Raw genomic sequence first — 16,208 nt, 5'->3', positions numbered from 1 at the left:
ACACGCACTCGATATGCGCGGCCATGAGGCCGGGACTAAGTGAGCCGCGACCGTTTTCCGCTGTCGCGGTCACGCTAGTCCGCCGTCCCCACCGTCACGGAGAAATCCGCCCGGTAGCTTTGCCCTTCGACCGGATTGGAAACCCAGCGGCAGCAGCCGATCCGCATGTCATGCCCCGCGTGGAAATGGCCGGAGATCCACGCCTCCGGCCGGGCGGCATCGGGGAGATCGTCGAGTGCGGTGCTGGCGTAGAAGGCCGGCACCCACCACGGTACGCCGGGCTGGTCCCGGTACCGGTCCGCCGCCAGGGGACTCGCCGGGTGATGGGTGACCACCACGGTCGGGCCATCGTGCGGCCGGGCGAGCGCGGCGTGCAGGGCGGCCCGCTCCTGCGTGTGCGCCGCCATGGCGTCGGAGGGCTGCCAGGCTGCGCCATCGGCCCTGCGGATCGATCCGAGATATTCGCGGGAGCCCGTCACCGGATCGGTCATGCGCGCGGCCGCGAAGGCGAGCGGATCATCCGGGCGCCCGGGTGCGTCCGCGGCGAGCCAGCGGCCGGCGAGGCGCCAGTCGCTCCACAGGGTCGTGCCAAGGAAGCGCACGCCGTCGATCACGCAAGCCTCGGCGCCCTGAAGCAGGTGGATGCGCGCGCCGAGGGCGTTCACCCGGGCGACCTCCGCCTCCAGATCGGCCAGGAGCTCCGGCGCGGTGCGCGGGTCGCCGGTCGGCGCGTAACGCTCGTGGTTGCCCGGCACCAGGATGATCGGTTTGCCCTGCGCCAGGTGGATCAGAGCCGCCAGCCCCCGCTCGGGATGCCCCTCGTAGAGGTCCCCCGGGCAGGCGAGCAGGTCGAACGGCTCCTTGGGCAGCGCGATCAGGTCGAGCCGCCGCCGCTCCAGATGGAGATCGGAGATGGGGAAGATGCGCATGAGGGTGCCTATTTCGCAGCGGCCCGACGCTCGGCCGCGGCGGCCCGGAAGATGTCGGCGGCGGAATCGGCGTTGAGGACCGCGATGCCGGCCGCCGCGACGAGGTCCGGCCAGGGGCTCGGATGGAGGGCGGTGACCAGCCCGGCCGCGATGATCGCCAGGTTGGCGTAGGCGTCGTTGCGGGCCGAGAGATACGCCGCGCGGGTCAGGCTGCCCGAGCCGGACCGGTGCCGGGCGAGCATCAGCGCGCAGGTGAGGTTCACCGCGAGCGCGCCGAGGCCGGTCAGCGTCAGCGGCAGGGCCGCCGGAGGAACGAAGTCGGCAAACTTTTCATAGGCGGCGTAGGCGGTCGCCAGGGCCGGCACGAGCAGGATGAACGCCATCGCGGTGCCGAGGCGCGCACGGTTGCGCGCGCTCCAGGACAGGCCGGCGAAGATCAGCAGGTTGATCGCCGCGTCTTCGAGGAAATCGAGGCTGTCGGCGATGAGCGCCACGGATCCGATGGCGAGCGCCACCGCGATCTCGATGCCGAAATAGCCGAGGTTGAGCGCCGCCACGCGGGCGACGACCGGGCGCAGGGCGGGCGGCTCGGGACGGGCGGCGGGTTCAGCGGTCACGGGACGCGTCATCGCCGAGTGCGGGGCGCCTGTCGAGCCGCTGTTGAGAAAACCCTGGCCGCGCCTCAAGAAAGTTCAAGGATCCTGCGCCGTCGTCCGGGTGGATTCGGCGGCGCGATCGTGCGACGCGGTCTTGTTGAGCCGGCCGCGCCAGAGTTGCGACCGGCCGGAACCGGAGGTCTGCCGAGCCATGCTGCCCGAATTGCGCGTGCTCTATTTCGAGGATCTCGAGGTCGGGTTGTCGGAAACCCTCTCGAAGACCATCGCGTCCTCCGACGTCGTCGGATTCGCCGAGATCACCGGCGACCGCAACCCGATCCACCTGTCCGAGCACTTCGCCGCCCGCACGCCGTTCGGCACCCGCATCGCTCACGGCCTGTACACAGCCGGGTTGATCTCGGCGGTGCTCGGAACCCGCCTGCCGGGGCCGGGGGCGGTCTACATCTCGCAGACCCTCAACTTCCGGGCGCCGGTGCGCATCGGCGACATCGTCGACGTCACCGTCACGGTCGCCGAGCTGATGCCGGAGCGTCGCCGGGCCCGCCTCGCCTGCCGCTGCTCGGTGGCCGGGGAGACCGTGCTCGACGGCGAGGCGCTGGTGAAGGTGCCGACCAAGGCCGAGGCAGACCCGCTGGCCGTCCGCGCCGAGCGCAAGCAGAGCTGACATGGGCGGGGCCGGGGAGACGGTCGCCGCGGAGACCATCGCGGACCCGGACGACCCGCGCCTCGAACCCTACACGAAGATGCGGGAGCGCGACCTCGTAGGCCGCTCCCGGCGCTTCATCGCCGAGGGCGAGGTCACCCTGCGGCTGCTGCTCGGCCCGCGGACCCGCTTCCGGGCGGAATCGATCCTGCTCTTCCCGGAGCGCTGGCCGGGCCTCGCCCCGGACGTGGCCGCCTGCTCGGACAGGCCGCCGGTCTATCTCGCCGCCAAGGCGGTGATGAGCACGGTGACCGGCTTCCCAATCCATCGCGGCGTGCTGGCGGTGGGCCTGCGCGCCTCGGAGCCCGCCCCCGCCGACCTCGTGCCGCCGGCCCCCGCCCCGGCGCTGGTGCTCGGGCTCGCGGGCCTCACCAACCACGACAATGTCGGCGCCGCCTTCCGGAATGCCGCTGCCTTCGGGGCCGACGCGGTGCTGCTCGATGCCGCCAGCTGCGATCCGCTCTACCGCAAGAGCATCCGGGTCTCGGCCGGCGCTGCGCTAATCCAGCCCTTCGCGCGGCTCGCCCCCGGGCAGGACTGGCTGGCGCTCGCCCAGGCCCTCGACCTCGAAGCCCTGGCGCTCAGCCCGGGGGCGACCGAATCGCTCGACGCCATCCCCGCACCCACGCGCGTTCTGCTGATCCTCGGGACCGAGGGACCAGGCCTCGACGTAGCCACGCTCGGACGGGCCCGCCCGGTGCGGATCCCGATGGCCCCGGGCTTCGATTCGCTCAACGTCGCCACCGCGGCGGGCCTCGCCCTCCAGGCGATCGCCCGCGGCCAAGGACGGCTCGTCACAACCGGTTAGCGCCGTCCCTTTGCGTCCGGCTCCGAACGCGCGACAAAGGGCTGCAATTGCCGTTGGGCGTTGCGAGGCTAGCTTGGCCGATAAGGTTCGGGGGTTGCGAGGGGAGTCGTCGGCGTTGCTTCAGTCTGGGGATGGTTTGCGAGCGCTGACCGGACGCCGCGTGGCCGTGGTCGGCGCCGGTCCCGGCGGCTTGGCCTCGGCCCTGCTCCTGGCACGTGCCGGGATCCACGTGACGTTGTTCGAGAAGGACGCGCAGGTCGGCGGCCGCACGAAGACCGTAACCGCACCGGGCGGCTACAAGTTCGATATCGGGCCGACCTTCTTCCTCTATCCTCAGATTCTCGCGGACATCTTCACGAGTTGCGGCGAGCGGCTCGAGGACCACGTCAAGCTCGAGCGACTCGATCCGCAGTATCATCTCGTGTTCGAGGGTGAGGACGGGATCACGGGTACGATCCGCGCCACCGGCGACATCGCCCGGATGGAGACGGAGATCGCCCGCCTGGCGCCCGACGATGCGAAGAACGTCAAAACCTTCTTCAGCGAGAATCGGACGAAGCTCGAATATTTCAAGCCGATCCTCCAGCAGGCCTTCCATACCCTGCGCAGCATGGTGAGCCCGGCGATGCTGGCCGCCCTGCCGCACCTGCATCCCGGCCGCAGCGTCGATCGCGACCTGAAGCGTTATTTCGCAGATCCGCGGGTGCGCCTCGCCTTCTCGTTCCAGACCAAATACCTCGGCATGTCGCCGTTCCGCTGCCCGAGCCTGTTCACGATCCTGTCGTTCCTCGAATACGAGCACGGGGTCTACCACCCGGTCGGCGGCTGCGGTGCGGTCTCCGAGGCGATGGCCGGCCTTGCCGGACGCATGGGCGTGGACCTCCGGCTCAATGCCAACGTCGAGCGGGTGGTGTTCGACGGCAAGCGCGCCAGCGGCGTGGTGGTGGACGGCGAGACCTTCAACGCCGACGCGGTGCTGATCAACGGCGACTTCGCCAAGGTGGTGCGTGCCCTCGTCCCGGAGCGGCACCGCCCGCGCTGGCGGGACGCCAAGATCCACAAGGCCCGGCTCTCCTGCTCAACCTTCATGCTGTATCTCGGCATCGAGGGGAAAGTGCCGGACAGTCTGGGGCACCACACGATCCTCCTGGCCGACGGCTATGAGCGCAACATCCGGGAGATCACCGAGGGGACGCTGCCGATGCAGCCCTCCCTCTACGTCCAGCATGCCGGCTACACCGACGGCGGCATGGCGCCGGCGGGGCACACCGCCCTCTACGTCCTGGTGCCGGTGCCGAACCTCAAGGCCGGGATCGACTGGGCGGCGACCCGGGAGAGCTACCGTGCCCTGATCCTGGAGCGCCTGAAGCGGCTGGGTCTCGAAGACATCGAATCCCGCATCCGCTACGAGCGGGTGATCGACCCGACCCAGTGGGAAGAGGATTTCGCAGTCCACGAGGGCGCCACCTTCAACCTCGCCCACGACCTGATGCAGATGCTGTATTTCCGGCCGCACAACCGCTTCGGGCCGGGGCTCTACATCGTCGGCGGCGGCACCCACCCAGGCTCCGGCCTGCCGGTGATCTACGAGGGCGCCCGCATCACCGCGCGTCTGCTGATCGAGGAGTTGGCCGGGGCCCGCGCTGCCGCCCAGGCCGGCATCCCCGACACGGCGCCGCTGGCGACCTCCGGCGAGGCCTCGTGATCGGCGCGCCGGGCCGGGTGACGCTGACGGCGGGTCTGTGCGCCCTCGCTCTGCTGTCCGGCTCGGCTGCGATGGCCGCGACCCTGCAGGTGGAGGTCGACGGCATCGAGCCCGGCGGCGGCCCGGTCCGGGTGGCCCTTTGTCAGGGTGGGTTGTCCGAATCGTTCTGTACCCGGGGCGACGAAGCGTCGGTCGCCGGGGGCCGGGCGCTGTTCGCCTTCCGGGACCTGGCTCCGGGCACCTACGCGGTGGCGGCCTTCCAGGACGGCAACGGCGACGGCCGGCTCGACCGGACCGGGCTCGGCCTCCCGCTCGAGCCCTACGGCTTCTCCGGCGCCGTCGCGCGCCGGGGGCGGCCGGACTTCTCCGATGCGGCTTTCGCACTCCAGGAGCCCGGCGCCGCCATAAGGGTCCGGCTCGCCCGCGCCCTGCCGCGGCGGTGACGGGGTGGACGGCAACCTCGTAAGGATCACAGGCGTCGGCCTCGACCTGCGCGGACGGCGGGTGCTGGAACAGGTCGATCTCGACCTCGACGCGGCCGAGACCCTGGCGCTGCTGGGGCCGAACGGAGCCGGCAAGTCCTCGCTGATGCGTCTCGTGGCGGGCCGCCTCGCGCCCAGCGCCGGGACCGTACGGGTGGCCGGCGCGGATCCGTTCCGGGCGGGCAGCGCCCGCCGGAGCATCGGCTGGGTTCCCCAGGAGATCGCCCTCTACCCGCGCCTCACGGTCGCCGAGAACCTCGGCGTCTTCGGCCAGCTCGCGGGCGTCCCCCGCCGCGACCGGCGCGGGGCCGTCGCGGCCGCCCTTGAGATGGCCGACATCGCCGACGTCGCGCATCGCCCGGTCGGGGTGCTGTCCGGCGGCTACCGGCGCCGGGTCAACATCGCGGCGAGCCTGATGAACCGGCCCAGCCTCGTGCTGCTCGATGAGCCGACGAGCGGCGTCGACCTCGCCGCCCGGGCGGCGATCCACGCGGTTCTGGACCGGCTGAAGGCCGCCGGTACCGCGATCCTGATCGCCACCCACGATTTCGCCGAGGCCGAGCGCCTCGCCTCCCGGGTCGCGTTCCTGGCGCAGGGTCGGATCGTGCGCGCCGGGCGCCTCGCCGACCTGCTGGCGCAGCTGCGGGTCGGCGCGCCGGAACGGGAGCTGAGCCTCGCCCTCCCGGCGGATGCGGTCGCGGAGACCGTGCTGCGCCGCGGCGGGTTCGTGCCCGCCGAGCCGGACGGCCTGGTCTGGCGCTCGGTCGAGCGCTCCGGCCTCGACGGCGCCGCCCTGCTCGGGGCGCTACGCGCGCAGGGGGTTCCTGTGGCCGAGGTGCGGGTCCGCGCCCCGCGGCTGGAGGCGCTGTATCTCGATGCGATCCGGCCCCGGGACGTCGCGGACCGCGCGGCCTCCGAGCCGCGCCGGGCGGGGGCCGCCGGATGATCGGCGCCGCGTTCCGGGTGATGGCGTTGAGCCTCCTGCGCGACCGCGCCGCGCTGGTGATGGCCTTCGTGCTGCCCACCGTGATCTTCTCGATCTTCGCGGCGATCTTCTCCGGGGCGATCGGTGACCGGATCCGCATCCATCTCGGGCTCGCCGACATCGCCCGGACAGCAGCCACGCAGCGCCTCGCGGACGCCCTGGTGGCCGACCCGTCCCTGCGGGTCACCCGCCTGCCCGCAACCGATCTGGCGGAGGTGACCCGGGCGGTGCGATCCGGCGCGGTCGACGTGGCCCTGGTGCTCCGCGGCGACCTGATCGCGACCCCGGCGGATGCCCCGCCCGGCCCCGCGGACCAGCCCGTGGTGCTGGTCGAGAACCCCGCAAAGGCGCTCGCCACCCCCATCGCGCTGGGCCAGCTGCAGCGCGTGCTGAACGAGGCGCTGCCCGACGTCGTGCTCTCGCGCATCGTCGCCGACGTGGAGCGCACCGGAAAGATCGGCCCGGACGAGCGACGCTTCCTCGACGAGGCTTTCGCCGAGCAGCGCGCCAGGAAGGAGCCGTTCAGCTTCGCCTCGCTGGTCGAGCGCCGGAGCACCGCCGCCGGCACCGCCAATGCCCGGGTCAGCTATTACGCCGGCGCGATCACCGCGGTGTTCCTGCTGTTTGCCGCCATGCAGGGGGCGCTCTCCCTGGTCGAGGAGCGGGAAACCGGTATCGCGGAGCGCCTGATGGCCGGACCCGGTGGCCTGCCGGTGGTGGTGCTCGGCAAGTTCGGATTTCTGACGCTGCAGGGCATGGTCCAGGCCGGGCTGATCTTCCTGGCCGCCGGGCTGCTCTACGGCGTCGAGATCGGCCCACACTGGACGGCCTTCCTCACCGCCTGCCTGCTGGTCTCGGCCATGGCCGCGGGCCTGGCGCTCGCCGCCTGCGCGCTGGCCGCGTCCCGCCAGCAGGCCCACCTCGCCTCGACCTTCGGGGTACTGCTGCTCTCCGCCGTCGGCGGCTCGATGGTGCCGCGCTTCCTGATGCCGCCGTGGCTGCAACAGGCCGGCTGGCTCACCCCGAACGCCTGGGCGATCGAGGCCTATCAGAACGCGCTGGGCGAGGGCTTCGGCTCCGCCGCCCCGGCCTTCGCGGTGCTGCTGGCGCTGACCCTATGCGGGCTGGGCCTGGCGCTCGGCCTGGTGGCACGGCGGACGGTCTGATCGGACCACCGCGCCGCGACGATCCGCGCGGCGCCTGCGACCAGCCGTCCCCGGACAAGGCGTGGCCGTTCGGGCAGGGTCCGCACCCGTACAAAGTGAGAACGCCATGCTCCGCCTGCTCATCGCCGACGGCAACGATCGGGCCGCCCGCGAGCGGCATGTCGCGGCGACGGGCCGGACCTCGGCCGAGTCCTACGCCGTGGTGGTTCACGACTTCGCCCCCGAGACGGCGTGTCGATTTCTCAACCCGGCCGATGCTGACGCGGACCTGCCGCAGGACCTGTCGGACTTCGACGGGCTGATCTTCACCGGCTCGACCCTGAAGGTCTCTGAGGGCACGCCGGCGGTGACTCGCCAGCTCGATCTGATGCGGGCTGCCCTGGAGGCGGGGCTCGCGGTGTTCGGATCCTGCTGGGGCGTGCAGGTCGCCGCGACCGTGGCCGGCGGGCACGCGGCCGAGAATCCGCGTGGGCCGGAATACGGCTTCGCCCGGGCGATCACCCCGACCCAGGAAGGCCGGACCCACCCGCTGCTGGCCGGCCGTCCGGCGGTCTGGGACGCGCCCGCGATCCACTCGGACGCGGTGCTGGAGCCGCCCCCGGGTGCGCGGGTTCTGGCCGGCAACCGGGTGCTGGGCGTCCAGGCCATCGAGATCCGGCACGGGGCCGGCTGGTTCTGGGGCACGCAGTACCACCCCGAACTCGACCTCGAGGAGGTCGCCGCGATGCTGCGCCTCTGCGATACCGCGATCGTCGAGGCCGGCTTCGCCGCGGATCCGGACGCGGTGGCGGCCTATGCCGACGAAATCGCGGGCCTTCAGGGCGAGGATTTCGAGGCCGCGCGGCGCCTCGCCTGGCGCCACGGCCTCGGCCCGGAGGTGCTCGACGCACCCCTGCGCCGTCGCGAGATCGGTAACTTCCTGGCCCAGCTGTCCACAAACAAGGCCTGACCGGCCAGTACCGCGACCGGGTGGCGCGTTGACCCACGAGGTCTCGCGTCTAGCTTCGCAATGCGGGCAGCGCTCTGACGGGCCCGGGGAGCAACCTATCAGGATGAGTCAGGATTCGACGGTCGCCGTGATCGGCAGCGGGCTCGGCGGACTCGCGGCCGCGTGCGTGGCTGCGGCGCGCGGCCACCGCGTCACGGTCTACGACAAGAACGGCTGGCTCGGTGGCAAGGCGGCGGTGCTGCACGAAGGCGGCTTCCGCTTCGACATGGGCCCGACCATCCTGACGGTGCCGCGGGTGCTGGAACGGATCTTCACCGAGGCCGGCCGCTCGGTCCACGATTACATGGACCTGCGCCGCCTCGACCCGCAATGGCGCTGCTTCTTCGACGACGGCTCCCGCATCGATCTGATGCAGGATATCGAGCGGATGGCCGGCGACATGGATCGCTTCGCCCCGGGCAGCGGCGACGGCTACAAGAAGTTTCTTTCCATTTCCGAACATCTCCACGGCGTGTCCGAAAAATTCTTCTTCTGGAAGCCGGTCGAGGATCTGTTCGACACGATCAACATCCGGGCCAACATGAACCCCGGCACCCTGCGCGACGTGCTGTCCCTGCGGATGCACGCCTCGGTCGCCTCGACGATCCGCGGCAAGGTCAAGGATGCGCGCCTCGCGCAGATGCTCGACCACTTCGTGCAATACGTCGGCTCCTCGCCCTACGGCGCCCCCGCGGTGCTCTGCGCCATCGCCCACATGCAGACGGCGGACGGGGTCTGGTACCCGATGGGCGGCACCCGCGCGGTGGCCGAGGGCCTGGCCAAGCTCGCGCAGGAGCTCGGGGCCACCTGCAAGACCGACACTGAGGTCACCGGGATCGAGACCGCCAACGGTGCTGTCCGCGGCATTCGCACCCAGGAGGGTGTCACGCCCTTCGACGCCGTGATCTCGAACATGGATTCGGTCCGCACCTACCGCGAGCTGGTGGGTGGCGCCGCCGGCAGGGCCTACGAGAAGAAGAACCCCGAGCCGGCCTGCTCGGGCGTGGTGCTCTATCTCGGCCTGAACAAGCGCTACGAGCACCTGAACCACCACGACTTCGTCTTCTCCCGCGACCCCGAGGAGGAGTTCGACTTCATCTACAACAAGGGCGAGCCGGCCCCGGACCCCACTGCCTACCTCGCAGCCCCCTCCTCCACCGACCCGAGCGTCGCGCCGGAAGGCGGCGAGGCCCTCTACGTCCTGGTGCACACGCCCTACCTGCGCCCGCACCACGATTGGCGTCCCGACGGCCCCCTGTTCCAGAACTACCGGCGGACCATCCTGGACAAGCTCAAGCGCACCGCCGGAATGCCCGACCTGGAGGAGCGCATCGTCGTCGAGCGCCACCTGACCCCGCAGGACATCCACGAGCGCTACCGGGTGCTCAACGGCGCGATCTACGGCCTGGCCTCGCACGGCCGGGTAATGGGGGCGTTCAAGCCCGGCAACCGCTCCCGACAGGTGCGCGGCCTCTACCTCGCTGGCGGCGCCGCCCATCCGGGGCCGGGCATGCCGATGGTGATGATGTCGGGCTGGATCGCCGCCGACGCGCATGACCAGGACGCGCGCGGAACGCTGCGCGCCTCGGCGTGAGGTCCACTCTACCCTCCCCTCCCCCCTCTGCGGGGGAGGGCGGCCCTCGCGTTAGCGAGGGTCGGGAGAGGGGCAGCGCGACGGTACGGGATGAGGCGATTGTCGCGACTTTTCCAGAAGCCTCGCTCCCCTCTCCCGACCCGCTTCGCGGGCCACCCTCCCCCGCAGAGGGGGGAGGGAAACAGCGGCGCCGTCCGCCGCCCGCGCCCCTGCGCCCGGTCTCACCCCCGATCCGCCGCTTCATGGAGGCGTGGTTCGCGCGTTACCTGCACCGACACTTCGACGCGCTACGCCTGCCGCACTGGAGCCTGCCACCGGACCAGGACCATCCTGGCCCGCTGGTGATCTATTCCAACCACCCTGCCTGGTGGGATGCGGCGGTGATCATCGTCTTGTCCGGCCGGCTGTACCCGGGTCGCGAGAACCGGGCGCCGTTCGACGCCGCCATGCTGGCGCGCTACCGGGTGTTCGAGCGGATCGGGGCCTTCGGGGTCGACCTCGACAGTCCCCGGGGCGCCGCACAGTTCCTGGCCGCCGCGCGGGCGATCCTGACGCGATCCGGCACGGCCCTCTGGATCACCGCGCAAGGGCGCTTCGTCGATACCCGCGTCCGGCCCCTGGGCCTGCGCCCGGGGGTGGCCCGGCTGGCCGAGATGGCCCCTAACGCGCTGTTCGTGCCGCTCGCCCTCGAATACGCCTTCTGGGATGAGCGCGGGGCAGAGGCCTTCGCGGCCTTCGGGCCGGGGATCTCGGGCGCGGAGTTGGCGGCCCTGTCGCGGACGGACCGGCTCGCCCGCCTGGAAGCCGACCTGACCGCGACCCTCGACCGGCTCAGCAGCGACGTGATCAGCCGCGAGCCGGAACGCTTCCGGGCCCTGGTCGCGGGCCGCAAGGGCGTCGGCGGCGTCTACGATCTCTGGCGGCGCCTCGCCGCGCGGCTCGCCGGGCGCCGCTTCGATCCGGCCCACCGGGCCCGCGACGGGGAGCCCGGGCGATGATCGACCCGATCCTCACGGCGCTGGCCGTCGTCTGCCTGTTCACGGCTGCCCTACCGGCAGTCCTGACGGCGGTGAACCTGTTCGCCCTGCGCCGGCCCGCCCCGGTGGCCGACCGCGACCTGGTCTCGATCCTGATCCCGGCACGCAACGAGGCCGGCAACATCGCCGGGACTGTGCAGGCCGCCCTCGCCAGCATTGCCGTGCCCGTCGAGGTGATCGTCGGCGACGACCATTCCACGGACGGGACCGCCGAGATCGTGCGCGGCCTCGGCGATGCGCGCCTGCGCGTCGTCCCGGTGCCGCCGCTGCCCGAGGGCTGGACCGGCAAGAACCACGCCTGCGCCCAAATCGCCGGGCTCGCCGACGGCCGCCACCTCCTGTTCATCGACGCGGATGTCCGCCTGGAGCCCGAGGCCGCCGCGTCGCTCGTCGCCCAGGCACGACGTGCCGGCGCGGCACTGGTCAGCGGCGTTCCCCGGCAGCGCACAGAGACGCTGGGCGAGATGCTCACCGTTCCGATGATCGACTTCCTGCTCATCGGCTTCCTGCCGGTGCCGTTGATGCGCCGCCGCCCGGATCCCGCCCTGGGCGCGGCCTGCGGGCAGCTCATCCTGTTCGAGCGCGCGGCCTATGCGGCGATCGGCGGCCACGGCGCGATCCGCGGTTTCCTGCATGACGGCGTGCGCCTGCCCCGGCTCCTGCGCGCGGCCGGCTACCGCACCGACCTCGTGGCCGGCGCCGGTCTCGCGACCTGTCGGATGTATCGGGGCTTCGGGGAGGCCTGGGCCGGGTTCTCGAAGAACGCGCATGAGGGCATGGCCACGCCCCGGGCCCTGCCGGTCTGGACCCTGCTCCTGGGCTGCGGCCAGATCCTGCCGCCGCTCTTGGTGCTGGCCGGGCTGCTCGAGCTGATCCCGCCGCTGGCCCTGACGGCGGCCGCCGCGGCCTGTGCGCTGTCGCTCGGAACCCGGGCGGCGATCACCCTGGCGGTGCGGGCACCGCTGGCGACGATCCCGCTGCACCCGGCGGCCGTGCTGGTGGCGCTGGCGATCCAGTGGAACGTGCTGCTGCGGGGCGGCCGGGCCGGCGCCGCCACCTGGAAGGGCCGCACCTACCCGGTCAGCGGCGCCTGAATGGCTTTGACGATCCGGCGGCGCGTGTCCGCCGGATCGCATCCGTCGGCGGTCAGGTCAGCCCGACGATCACCGCGCGGTCGGCTGGCACGGCTCGACCGAGCGCTTCCCCTTCCGAGGCTTCAGCGACACGATCAGCTGGACGTTCGGCACGTCGCCGACCTGCCGGGTCAGGTGCCCGACATGACCCTCCGGTCCCTGGGGGGTGGATCCGGTATCGGCGTTGAACTCCACCTCACCGGGCCCCTGCTCCAGCACGGACCCGTCCGTCGCCTCCACCGACCAGCGCCCCGACAGGGTGATCACCCATTGCGGGCCGGGGGCGGTGTGCCAGGTGCCGACGTAGCCGACCGGCAGGATCGCGTACTTGACCGACGCAACCTCGCCCGGCGGGAAGCCGACATACTGAGGCGCGGCGGGCGGCGCGTAGCTCTTGAAGATGAAGTTCTTGAGGTCGCAATACTGGACGTGGCTCTGGCCCTTGGCGTCGGCGTAGAGGGTGCCGTAGCGGAGCGCCGGCGGATTGGCCGCCGTCAGCCCGGCCGGGCCCGACGGGGCCGCCTCGATGGTCATCAGCGGCTCGCTCGGCTTGCCGCCAGCCGCCAGCACGGCCGTCCCACCCGCACCGGAAGCCAGCAGCACCATCGCGATGCGGCCGGCGGTCTTGAATGCCTTCATGGTCTCGACGTCCCGAGTTCGCGGCGCCGAAGACGACGCCACGCGCCCTATAGTCGCGGCCATCGGAGAGACCAAATCAAAGGGCCGGTACTATATGCAGACCGTCCAATTCAATCCCAAGATATCAGCTTGAATATGAAGTTTATCCTCAAGTGATTCGTGATACATCTTGATTTTTTCGTGGAACATCGAACTCAGATCCTGAGCCGCAACCCTGTCATCGGCGCATGGCATCGTCGGGCCGGGCTGCCTCGTGGCGGCCGACGCCGATCTGCGCGCGGGCTGCTGGCTGGAAGCGGAGAGCATCGTCGGCCCAGGCGCGGAGCTGAAATCCGCCTTCCTGTTCGCCGGGGCGGCCGCCGCACAGTTCAACGTCGTCGGCGACAGTATCCTGGGCGCGAACCTGAACCTGGAGGCCGGCGCGATCATCGCCAATCACCGCAACGAGGCGCCGGACCGGCCGATCGCGCTCCGGCTGGCTGGCTGGCGTGTCGAGACCGGAACGCCGTGGTGCCGCGCCTCGGTTTGGCCGACCAGGGTGGTTGAGGCGCCGCTCAGTTCCAAGTGTGCAGCACCGTCCGCCAACCATCCTTCTGCCGTTCGAGGACGTTCACCCAGTTACCCTCGAACTTCTTCTTGGGGCCGCCTTCCACCGGACCGGTCATCTCCCAGCGTCCTGAAACAATGAGCAGGTTGTCCTTCGCGACCGCGTTCTTCACCGTCGTCTTGTGGTCGTCCCAGCCCTTCGCCTTCAGGCCGGAGAAGAATTTCTGGATGCCGTCGCGGGTCTGGGTTGCGCCCTTCGTGACCACGAGGGCGTCGGGCGCGTAGAGCTTGCCCAGCGTCTCCATGTCGTGGCGGTTGTAGGCTTCGTCCCACTTGGTCGCCGCGCTCTGGGCATCGGCCTCCAGCGCATCCGCCAGGCACAAGCCGGGCAGGATCGCGGCGGCAGCGAAAACCAGGGCCGGCAGAACGTAATTGCGTGGCATGATGTCCTCCCAAGACTGCTGCGAACAGGAAATCAGGGAACTTTCTCCCAAACCAGCGTGATGATGCTCAGCCTCCCGTCGACGTTGAATTTGAACGGCGTGGTTGTGTAGACGAGTTGCCGCCCCCGTTGCTCGACCTGCCGGACCTGCGAGGTCCCCGTCCAGGCCTCGTTCCACGACGTATCAATGCTATGGGTGACGCGGTCGGCCTCGAAACGGTACGTCCCCGCATAGGCGAAGAACGTCCTGTGCAGGTGGACCCGATCCGCATCGGACATCGCCTCGTTGGCGGCGGGCCTGTTGCGCCCTTCGAAGGCGCAGACCACCATCATCCGTCCATCGCGGCCGTAGGTGATCCAGCCATTCGGCTTCGGGCCGCCATAGGCGTCCACGACTTCTCCGGTCTCGACGATCTTGCGCGTGGCGGTGACGAGCCGCCAGGTTCCGACCACCTCGTCGGCCTCCAGGGCATGCGCGTCCGGCAGGCCGACGCCGATCGCTAGGATTGCAAACAATCCCCTCATCGCGAATCACCGCAAGTCGTGGAGGCGCATACGCGGCACGCCTCCCTTCGAATGCAGCATTGAATGATTAGGAAGTCAATTCTGATTGCACAAATATTGCAGACACCGAGCACCAGCATTCAGCGAATGTCTGGATACTTCGCCGTGAGACCTGGTGCGGGTGCGGCGGCCCAGCTTACTCTGTGCCTTCGGCTCCGGTCTCGGACAGGATCCAGGCGGCGGTGTCGGCATCGGCGCCCGCGATCGGCCAATGCAGGATGATCGGCGTCTCGTAGGGATGACGCGCCTTCAGGGCGGCCGACAGGACATCGGCCAGGCCCTCACGGCTCTTGAGGATCGCCGCGACCTCTTCACCCCGTTCCACCGCGCCCTTCCAGCTGTAGACCGACAACATCCCGGGCAGGACGTTGATGCAGGCGATGAGGCGCTCGCGGACCAGGGCCTCGCCGATATTCAGCGCTGAGGCGGCGTCGGGAAAGGTGGTGTAGACGAGGAGCGGACGCTCCATGCTATGCCTCCAGGATCGCGCATGTGCCCGAGGAGTCAGACGCATGCGGGGCACCGACGTCAACCGGGCGGTTCGCTCATCAGACTGGAGCCGTGACGTGACCCCCGACGCGACCTCGACGCGCCTGCCCGGCATCGCCTGACGCCATGCCGACATCCAAGAAGATCTCTTTCGTCGCGAGCCCCACCGGGTATGCCCGCGAGGCCGCCGCCGCCCTGATGCGGCGCTACGATCACGTCTCTCCCGAGGAAGCGGATGTCGTGGTCGCGCTCGGCGGCGACGGGCTCATGCTGCAGGTGCTGCACCGTTTCATGGATCGGCCGAAACCGATCTACGGGATGAACCGCGGGACGGTCGGCTTCCTGATGAACGAGTTCCGGGATGACGATCTCCTGGAGCACCTGGAAGCCGCCCAGCGCAGCGTGATCCACCCGCTGGTGATGGACGTGACCGACACGGAGGGCCGCAGCCACCGGGCCCGGGCGATCAACGAGGTCTATCTGCTGCGCCAGACGCACCAGACGGCCAAGCTGAAGATCGCCGTGGACGGGCATGTGCGGCTGGACCTGCTGATCGCCGACGGCGTGCTGGTCGCAACCGCGGCCGGCTCGACCGCCTACAATCTCTCGGTCGGCGGCCCGATCCTGCCGCTCGACGCCAAGCTCCTGGCGCTGACCCCGATCTCGGCGTTCCGCCCCCGGCGCTGGCGCGGCGCCCTGCTGCCGGATTACGCGAAGATCCGGATCGACGTTCTCGACGCCCCACACCGCCCGGTGGCCGCAGTTGCCGACCACACCGAGTTCCGGCGCGTCTGCACGGTAGAGACCTCGCTGGACCGCGCCACAGAGCTCGTGCTGCTGCACGATCCCGGGCACAGCCTCGACGAGCGCATCCTGCGCGAGCAGTTCGGTTGAGCCCGGAGATCAGACCGGCGCGCGCCTCGGACCACGGGGCGATCGCCCGGATCATCGTGCCGACGGTACGGGCGGGTGAGACCTACGCGCTCGATCCTCGGCTCGGCGAGGTCGAGGCCGTCGCCTATTGGACCGGCGCGGATCGCGAAACTTTCGTCGCCGAACGGGACGGGGCGGTGCGCGGCACCTATTACCTGCGCGCCAATCAGGCGGGCGGCGGGGCCCATGTCGCCAATTGCGGCTTCATGACCGACCCGGCTGCAACCGGTCTCGGCATCGGCAGGGCGATGGGCCTGCACGCCCTCGATCGGGCGCGCGAGCGCGGTTTCGCGGCAATGCAATTCAACTTCGTGATTTCGACGAACCTGCGGGCCGTTGCACTGTGGCAGAGCCTCGGGTTCGACATCGTCGGCCGACTTCCGGACGCATTCCGGCATCCGGGTCTCGGCCTGGTCGACGCACTGGTGATGTATCGCAAGCTTTGAAC

General features: G+C 70.6%; 19 protein-coding genes. 12 read left to right on the top strand and 7 right to left on the bottom strand.

Annotation, left to right across the window (positions count from 1 at the left end; all coding sequences use genetic code 11):
* Positions 1–74: 74 nt before the first annotated feature.
* Positions 75–929, bottom strand: a complete 855-nt coding sequence (locus ACYQPG_RS08390; RefSeq protein WP_461230726.1) for a metallophosphoesterase — start codon at positions 927–929, stop codon at positions 75–77.
* A gap of 8 nt (positions 930–937) precedes the next feature.
* Positions 938–1,558, bottom strand: a complete 621-nt coding sequence (locus ACYQPG_RS08385) for a cation transporter (protein WP_147907510.1) — start codon at positions 1,556–1,558, stop codon at positions 938–940.
* A 178-nt stretch (positions 1,559–1,736) separates the two neighbouring features.
* Here ACYQPG_RS08385 and croR point away from each other — a divergent pair, with 178 nt between their 5' ends.
* The 10 genes from croR (at position 1,737) to ACYQPG_RS08335 (ending at position 12,108) form a co-directional block, all read left to right on the top strand.
* On the top strand, positions 1,737–2,210 hold the full coding sequence (gene croR / locus ACYQPG_RS08380; protein ID WP_147857469.1) for a 3-hydroxybutyryl-CoA dehydratase: 474 nt from the start codon (positions 1,737–1,739) through the stop codon (positions 2,208–2,210).
* Position 2,211: 1 nt separating this feature from the next.
* A complete protein-coding gene (locus tag ACYQPG_RS08375; protein ID WP_461230724.1) occupies positions 2,212–3,057 on the top strand; it encodes a TrmH family RNA methyltransferase in 846 nt (281 codons plus the stop codon).
* Between the two features lie 115 nt (positions 3,058–3,172).
* On the top strand, positions 3,173–4,762 hold the full coding sequence (gene crtI / locus ACYQPG_RS08370; RefSeq protein ID WP_147940610.1) for a phytoene desaturase family protein: 1,590 nt from the start codon (positions 3,173–3,175) through the stop codon (positions 4,760–4,762).
* A 71-nt stretch (positions 4,763–4,833) separates the two neighbouring features.
* The gene (locus tag ACYQPG_RS08365; RefSeq protein WP_461232437.1) at positions 4,834–5,205 is read left to right on the top strand and encodes a DUF2141 domain-containing protein; all 372 of its coding nucleotides are present in this window, start codon (positions 4,834–4,836) and stop codon (positions 5,203–5,205) included.
* A 4-nt stretch (positions 5,206–5,209) separates the two neighbouring features.
* Positions 5,210–6,190: an ABC transporter ATP-binding protein gene (locus ACYQPG_RS08360; protein ID WP_147907514.1), complete on the top strand. Its 981-nt coding sequence runs from the start codon at positions 5,210–5,212 to the stop codon at positions 6,188–6,190.
* On the top strand, positions 6,187–7,395 hold the full coding sequence (locus ACYQPG_RS08355) for an ABC transporter permease (RefSeq protein ID WP_461230723.1): 1,209 nt from the start codon (positions 6,187–6,189) through the stop codon (positions 7,393–7,395). Before ACYQPG_RS08360 ends, ACYQPG_RS08355 begins: the two co-directional genes overlap by 4 nt.
* A 106-nt stretch (positions 7,396–7,501) precedes the next feature.
* Positions 7,502–8,344: a type 1 glutamine amidotransferase gene (locus tag ACYQPG_RS08350; protein ID WP_147907516.1), complete on the top strand. Its 843-nt coding sequence runs from the start codon at positions 7,502–7,504 to the stop codon at positions 8,342–8,344.
* Between the two features lie 103 nt (positions 8,345–8,447).
* Positions 8,448–9,977, top strand: coding sequence for a phytoene desaturase family protein (locus ACYQPG_RS08345; protein ID WP_147907517.1), 1,530 nt, complete (start codon positions 8,448–8,450; stop codon positions 9,975–9,977).
* A gap of 242 nt (positions 9,978–10,219) precedes the next feature.
* Positions 10,220–10,975: a lysophospholipid acyltransferase family protein gene (locus tag ACYQPG_RS08340; protein ID WP_461230722.1), complete on the top strand. Its 756-nt coding sequence runs from the start codon at positions 10,220–10,222 to the stop codon at positions 10,973–10,975.
* A complete protein-coding gene (locus ACYQPG_RS08335; protein ID WP_461230721.1) occupies positions 10,972–12,108 on the top strand; it encodes a glycosyltransferase family 2 protein in 1,137 nt (378 codons plus the stop codon). The genes ACYQPG_RS08340 and ACYQPG_RS08335 overlap by 4 nt, the downstream gene beginning before the upstream one ends.
* A 69-nt stretch (positions 12,109–12,177) precedes the next feature.
* Here the strand turns inward: ACYQPG_RS08335 and ACYQPG_RS08330 are convergent, their stop codons facing one another.
* From ACYQPG_RS08330 to cutA, 5 genes are all read right to left on the bottom strand, one after another.
* Positions 12,178–12,786, bottom strand: a complete 609-nt coding sequence (locus ACYQPG_RS08330; RefSeq protein WP_419829159.1) for a cupin domain-containing protein — start codon at positions 12,784–12,786, stop codon at positions 12,178–12,180.
* A 217-nt stretch (positions 12,787–13,003) separates the two neighbouring features.
* Positions 13,004–13,225 carry a hypothetical protein gene (locus ACYQPG_RS08325; RefSeq protein WP_187278530.1) on the bottom strand — a complete coding sequence of 74 codons (222 nt, stop codon included), beginning with the start codon at positions 13,223–13,225 and terminating at the stop codon, positions 13,004–13,006.
* Between the two features lie 115 nt (positions 13,226–13,340).
* Positions 13,341–13,775, bottom strand: coding sequence for a YybH family protein (locus tag ACYQPG_RS08320; RefSeq protein WP_461230720.1), 435 nt, complete (start codon positions 13,773–13,775; stop codon positions 13,341–13,343).
* Positions 13,776–13,807: 32 nt separating this feature from the next.
* The gene (locus tag ACYQPG_RS08315) at positions 13,808–14,299 is read right to left on the bottom strand and encodes a lipocalin-like domain-containing protein (protein WP_147907522.1); all 492 of its coding nucleotides are present in this window, start codon (positions 14,297–14,299) and stop codon (positions 13,808–13,810) included.
* Positions 14,300–14,474: 175 nt separating this feature from the next.
* Positions 14,475–14,807: a divalent-cation tolerance protein CutA gene (gene cutA / locus ACYQPG_RS08310; RefSeq protein ID WP_147940619.1), complete on the bottom strand. Its 333-nt coding sequence runs from the start codon at positions 14,805–14,807 to the stop codon at positions 14,475–14,477.
* Positions 14,808–14,953: 146 nt separating this feature from the next.
* Between cutA and ACYQPG_RS08305 the strand changes: the two genes are divergently transcribed.
* Both ACYQPG_RS08305 and ACYQPG_RS08300 read left to right on the top strand, forming a co-directional pair.
* Positions 14,954–15,721: an NAD kinase gene (locus tag ACYQPG_RS08305; protein WP_461230719.1), complete on the top strand. Its 768-nt coding sequence runs from the start codon at positions 14,954–14,956 to the stop codon at positions 15,719–15,721.
* On the top strand, positions 15,718–16,206 hold the full coding sequence (locus tag ACYQPG_RS08300; protein ID WP_461230718.1) for a GNAT family N-acetyltransferase: 489 nt from the start codon (positions 15,718–15,720) through the stop codon (positions 16,204–16,206). The genes ACYQPG_RS08305 and ACYQPG_RS08300 overlap by 4 nt, the downstream gene beginning before the upstream one ends.
* Positions 16,207–16,208 lie beyond the last annotated feature (2 nt).

The sequence above is a fragment of the Methylobacterium sp. CM6246 genome (assembly GCF_054818005.1).
Note: the sequence above shows the minus strand (reverse complement) of the source record. Positions and strands in the feature narration are given on the sequence as shown.

Coding starts and splice junctions, on each gene's coding strand:
- ACYQPG_RS08390 (WP_461230726.1), bottom strand. CDS start 929: ATGCGCATCTTCCCCATCTCCGATCTCCATCTGGAGCGGCGGCGGCTC.
- ACYQPG_RS08385 (WP_147907510.1), bottom strand. CDS start 1,558: ATGACGCGTCCCGTGACCGCTGAACCCGCCGCCCGTCCCGAGCCGCCC.
- croR (WP_147857469.1), top strand. CDS start 1,737: ATGCTGCCCGAATTGCGCGTGCTCTATTTCGAGGATCTCGAGGTCGGG.
- ACYQPG_RS08375 (WP_461230724.1), top strand. CDS start 2,212: ATGGGCGGGGCCGGGGAGACGGTCGCCGCGGAGACCATCGCGGACCCG.
- ACYQPG_RS08365 (WP_461232437.1), top strand. CDS start 4,834: ATGGCCGCGACCCTGCAGGTGGAGGTCGACGGCATCGAGCCCGGCGGC.
- ACYQPG_RS08355 (WP_461230723.1), top strand. CDS start 6,187: ATGATCGGCGCCGCGTTCCGGGTGATGGCGTTGAGCCTCCTGCGCGAC.
- ACYQPG_RS08350 (WP_147907516.1), top strand. CDS start 7,502: ATGCTCCGCCTGCTCATCGCCGACGGCAACGATCGGGCCGCCCGCGAG.
- ACYQPG_RS08345 (WP_147907517.1), top strand. CDS start 8,448: ATGAGTCAGGATTCGACGGTCGCCGTGATCGGCAGCGGGCTCGGCGGA.
- ACYQPG_RS08340 (WP_461230722.1), top strand. CDS start 10,220: ATGGAGGCGTGGTTCGCGCGTTACCTGCACCGACACTTCGACGCGCTA.
- ACYQPG_RS08335 (WP_461230721.1), top strand. CDS start 10,972: ATGATCGACCCGATCCTCACGGCGCTGGCCGTCGTCTGCCTGTTCACG.
- ACYQPG_RS08330 (WP_419829159.1), bottom strand. CDS start 12,786: ATGAAGGCATTCAAGACCGCCGGCCGCATCGCGATGGTGCTGCTGGCT.
- ACYQPG_RS08320 (WP_461230720.1), bottom strand. CDS start 13,775: ATGCCACGCAATTACGTTCTGCCGGCCCTGGTTTTCGCTGCCGCCGCG.
- ACYQPG_RS08315 (WP_147907522.1), bottom strand. CDS start 14,299: ATGAGGGGATTGTTTGCAATCCTAGCGATCGGCGTCGGCCTGCCGGAC.
- cutA (WP_147940619.1), bottom strand. CDS start 14,807: ATGGAGCGTCCGCTCCTCGTCTACACCACCTTTCCCGACGCCGCCTCA.
- ACYQPG_RS08305 (WP_461230719.1), top strand. CDS start 14,954: ATGCCGACATCCAAGAAGATCTCTTTCGTCGCGAGCCCCACCGGGTAT.